6 protein-coding genes are annotated in these 4,420 nt (G+C 40.3%); all 6 read left to right on the top strand.

The genetic code is table 11. The annotated features are described in order from the left end of the window. Nucleotides 1-464: hypothetical protein (locus JCM2765_RS17515; protein WP_162231438.1), on the top strand; the 464-nt coding region annotated here is incomplete at its 5' end. Nucleotides 465-490: 26 nt separating this feature from the next. Next, nucleotides 491-1,498, top strand: coding sequence for an Abi-alpha family protein (locus JCM2765_RS16045; RefSeq protein ID WP_054737545.1), 1,008 nt, complete (start codon nucleotides 491-493; stop codon nucleotides 1,496-1,498). 141 nt (nucleotides 1,499-1,639) lie between these two features. Continuing rightward, a complete protein-coding gene (locus tag JCM2765_RS16040) occupies nucleotides 1,640-2,338 on the top strand; it encodes a hypothetical protein (protein WP_054737544.1) in 699 nt (232 codons plus the stop codon). 246 nt (nucleotides 2,339-2,584) lie between these two features. Further along, nucleotides 2,585-3,403 (top strand): KxYKxGKxW signal peptide domain-containing protein, encoded by an 819-nt coding sequence (locus JCM2765_RS16035; RefSeq protein WP_054737543.1) that lies wholly within the window; start codon nucleotides 2,585-2,587, stop codon nucleotides 3,401-3,403. After that, nucleotides 3,355-3,768: a BspA family leucine-rich repeat surface protein gene (locus tag JCM2765_RS16030; protein WP_054737542.1), complete on the top strand. Its 414-nt coding sequence runs from the start codon at nucleotides 3,355-3,357 to the stop codon at nucleotides 3,766-3,768. The genes JCM2765_RS16035 and JCM2765_RS16030 overlap by 49 nt, the downstream gene beginning before the upstream one ends. Continuing rightward, the coding region (locus JCM2765_RS16025; protein WP_156301840.1) for a BspA family leucine-rich repeat surface protein at nucleotides 3,702-4,420 on the top strand (719 nt) is incomplete at its 3' end. The genes JCM2765_RS16030 and JCM2765_RS16025, both read left to right, overlap by 67 nt.

Raw genomic sequence — 4,420 nt, 5'->3', positions numbered from 1 at the left:
AGTTGAGCGATGGCAGCGAAATTGGGCTTAATATCTTCAATCATAAATCTTCTAACTTCCTCTCGAATATCTTGTCTCACATCGTTTTCCTCCTTGGTTACGATGTGATTTATGATATCAAAAAATGTAGGAAAACCGACAATTTCAAATTGCCATTTTCCTACATTTTACCGCCGCCATTAACACAAAGCTCAACAAGAATGCCTTTGTTGAAAATTTTGGAGAAATTATTTGTTAATTCTGGCCTCGAAACTGATTTGACTAAGGATGGAAGGGAATATCCTGAAATGCCAGTTTTTGTTTTACGAAATCAAATAATTCAACAAATTAATGTGGATTATAAATTGAATGATTATAAAACTAAAATTAGAGATCCAGATATTATTGAAGAAATAAGCGAAATGAAACAATCAATTGCTGAAAATGGTGGTGAAATTAATGTAAGCTTGACACAATACAAATAGAATCATGAACTTGAAAGGGAAGATAAATGAATACTGAAAATAATAAAATTGCATCAGATAATAACGTCACTACCGGATTAGTTAACGCTAATGCTACTTTTACTTATAAAAAAGAAATTTATAAGTCTCCCGAAAAATATCGAACAAAGATAATAAGTGTTATGGTGGCGGGATTTATTAAACGTAAATTTCCCGAAACATTTGAAGCAGGGATTGAAGCGCGTCGGTCAATTGAAAAATTAGACGGTGAATGGAACGTACAAGTAATGCCAGAAATTCTAAATAAATTAAAATTATTAGAAGAAGAAATGCAAATTTTAAAAGAGCAGAATTTACTTGATGATAGCTTAGATAGTTCAATTGAATCGATAGGGAAAACACTTTTAAATCAGGAAAATTTTGCCAATGAATTGGTTCAAAAATTAATAAGTATTGATTCTGAAAATTTCATTGAGTCGCGGCGTGATATATTAATCCCTATACTTAAGCTTATTAACACGAATACGGACGATGACATAATTCGGAATCTTTATACTAATTTATTAGCCGCCACAATGGATAAGACGATGTTTGAACGTACACGCCCTTCGTTTGTACAATCGATATTAGAGTTATCGCCTATAGATGTTGAGGTGTTTAAAGAACTTAGTGTAATGGGAAACGGAGTATTGGCCGATATTTGGTTGATAATTGATGAGAAAAATAATGGACAGGTTATGTATCACAATGTGCCTCTTCAAAAAATAGACTACGAGAGAGGTGCAATAACGGCATCAATTGATAATTTATTAAAATTAAGATTTATTGAAATTCCTGAAAATCACGGTATTTTTACTGAGTTTGATTATTCTAAAGACTATAAAAAGTTAGATGAATATGTGAAACTAGAGAAATATATTGATCAACAAAATGCGAATGCAGATGTTAACAATGACTTTAAAAAGTTTATTCGCTTAAAGCTCAAAACATATGAAGTTACTAACTTAGGATCTGATTTTAAGAGAGTATGTATGCCTAATGTTATAGGACATTGATGCGTATAAATTTAATTTTTGTCTAAACTATGTCCAAACCGTGAAAAATTATCGGATTCCTTGCCCCTTCACCCCCCAACTTGCTATCCTATAACCAAACAGCAACACCACATCACAATCCCAAGATCGGAGGTCAGGTCTATGTTCAAAAACAAGTTAGGTAACAGCTCAGTCCTATTCGGTGCCGCAACCGGCGCCGTGATTTTATTCGGAACGGTGTTAGGGCTGCTCGGTATCGGTGGTCAGCCAAATGAGGTTGCGGCGAAGACAATGGCGGTGAGGGTTGAAACGAATCATCAGCTCAAATCGGCGATTACGGTGGAATCGAACGGTAAGAACGCGTTGTTCAATAAGGCGGGCACGCTGAAGCATGCGCGGGTGGTTGCTGGCAAGCAGCGGTTAGCCACGATGGGCAACAGTGATTCAAGTAAGCACTACTTCCGCGCGTATCGCGTGGCGCGGCTGAGTAACGGGTTGGTCTACTACAAGATGGTTAGTTTTGATGGCAAATACCGTGGTTGGATCTACGGTGGCAAATCCACCACGAAAGTTGCGGGTGGCATCAAGCGGGCTGCAACGGTGACCAAGACTGCGGTGCCGAACGCCGCAACTGGTCATGCTTACCGGGCTGGTCAAACAGTTTGGGGCAAGCCAAAGTGGTCGGTTTATAAGAATAAGCTGGTGGCGCCGAACACCACTCAGTATTTGCACCATGACTTACGAATCTTGGATGCGAAGCGCCTGACGCGTGAAGGAACCGTCTACTATTACGTGCAGAATCTGAATGATTCGACGTTGAATGGTTGGGTGCGGTCTGATGGCATTGTTGATAAAACGTAGTAACAGTGCAAATTAGGTAATGTGGTGACTCGATGGATAACAAAGCACAACGTTGTAGTTCTCGCTCATGTAGCGAAGAGCGAAGCGTTGTGTTTTTTGTATGACGTGGAAATGAAACATTTAAATTTAAATGTTCTATTTTCGCCAATGGTGGTATGATAAAGTCGTAAGTACAAGGTCGGCCACTTATGGGGAGAATAGGTGGCCATGATGACTGACGATTTGCAACCTATGGAGGGGACTAATATGAATAAGTACGGGGAAAGTCTAGGCGAAACTAAGACTCATTTTAAGATGTATAAAAAAGGCCGTAACTGGATGATCGCGGGAATCGCGGTCACGAGTTTCGGCCTAAGTGCGTTTGGTTTGGGAACACAAAATGCGAAGGCGGCTACGGCTGTTGCGGATGATAGTAACAGTTCGGTGGTTTCTAGTGTAGCTAATACTGGAAACAGTGCGACTTTGAAGGCTGGGCAGGCGAATGCCACAACTGATGATAGTTCTGCGACTGCTACGAGTGCTGGCACTACAACTGATACTACAGCGAGTGGGGCAGCTACCAGCACGAAGAACAACGAAACTAATCAGGCTTCAGCAGCCAATGCAGAATCCGCGCAAACGGATTCGAATGATGGCGCTGCAGGCGAAACTGTTGATGCTTCGGCTAATAATACGACAAATAATGTCGCTGAAAATGCAACCGTTACTACTTCAGATGAGTATCAATCAGTTGCAACGACCAATGTGAGTGACGGTGATAGTGTGTCAAAGGCTGACACTGATGCTGATTCCGTTCAGGTGACTGATTTGAAAGAGGCTAGTGATGCGGATTTTGCGACTGCTAAACAGGCAGCTGCTGAGACCTATAAGACGACTGGGGTGGCACAGAAGATTACGCGGACAGCGGCTGCAGTCACTAATGATGCCATTGATATGAGTAACTTTCCCAGTCAATTTACTGTAGCAGATACACCTACGGGAACAGATATTGCAGATGGTACTTATGGTACCTCCGATTGGAAAATCACCGAGGATGGAACACTGTCGATTGGGCTGGTGAACTAACTGATAATACGACACTGAATACTGATTATCGTGGTGCTTACAATGTTTCACCGTGGTATAACTATGCAAATCAGATTACTGGAATTTCCTTTGATGGTGAGGTTGTTGCGTCAGCTGATTCACAGCGACTGTTCTCTGATTTAAATCAGGTATCATCAGTGAAGAATGCCGCTGATTTTGATACATCACACGTGACTAATTTTGGTTGCATGTTTCTTGGGCTAGGGAAGAATGTGGCTGAGCCAATTCAGAATTTTGACGTCGCAAATTGGGATGTTTCAAAAGGGACTAACTTTAATTGGATGTTTGGTCAAGCAATGTTCAATCATTGGATGTGTCGAATTGGGACGTCTCTAATGGTGTAAACTTTATGGATATGTTTTTAGGTGCGAGCGCTTTAACGTCATTGGATGTTTCAAATTGGAACGTTAGTAAGGGAACTAACTTTGGGTACATGTTCTGGGGTATGGCCAATTTAGCCTCGCTGGATGTATCAAAGTGGGATGTCTCAAATGGTGTTAGTTTTCAGGGGACATTTGGTTATCTCAAAAACCTAACGAATATTGATGTATCTAATTGGGACGTCTCTAAAGGCACGGATTTTTCTATGATGTTTACTTCCAACGGATTAACCGCACTTGATGTCTCAAACTGGAACGTTTCAAAAGGCGTAAATTTTCACGGTATGTTTGACTCGATGACCAAGTTAACAAATTTGGATGTGTCAAAGTGGAATGTTTCGAATGGCACAAATTTTTCAGATATGTTTGATTACATGCCTAACCTAATCAGCTTAGATGTGTCTGCTTGGAATGTGGCTAAGGGAACCGATTTTTCAAATATGTTTGCCAGCCTTAAAAAAATTACTCAGTTAGATTTGACTAACTGGAATACTGGTAGCGCAACAAACTTTAAACAAATGTTTGGTTGGGATCCGAATCTGACGCAGCTCGATGTATCGAAATGGGACGTTTCGAAGGTAACAGACTTTTCCTATATGTTCTATGAAGATGGTAT

The organism is Secundilactobacillus similis DSM 23365 = JCM 2765, assembly GCF_001311075.1.
Classification (GTDB): domain Bacteria; phylum Bacillota; class Bacilli; order Lactobacillales; family Lactobacillaceae; genus Secundilactobacillus; species Secundilactobacillus similis.
The sequence above is the reverse complement of the archived record's forward strand: the minus strand, read 5'-3'. Positions and strand labels throughout refer to the sequence as shown.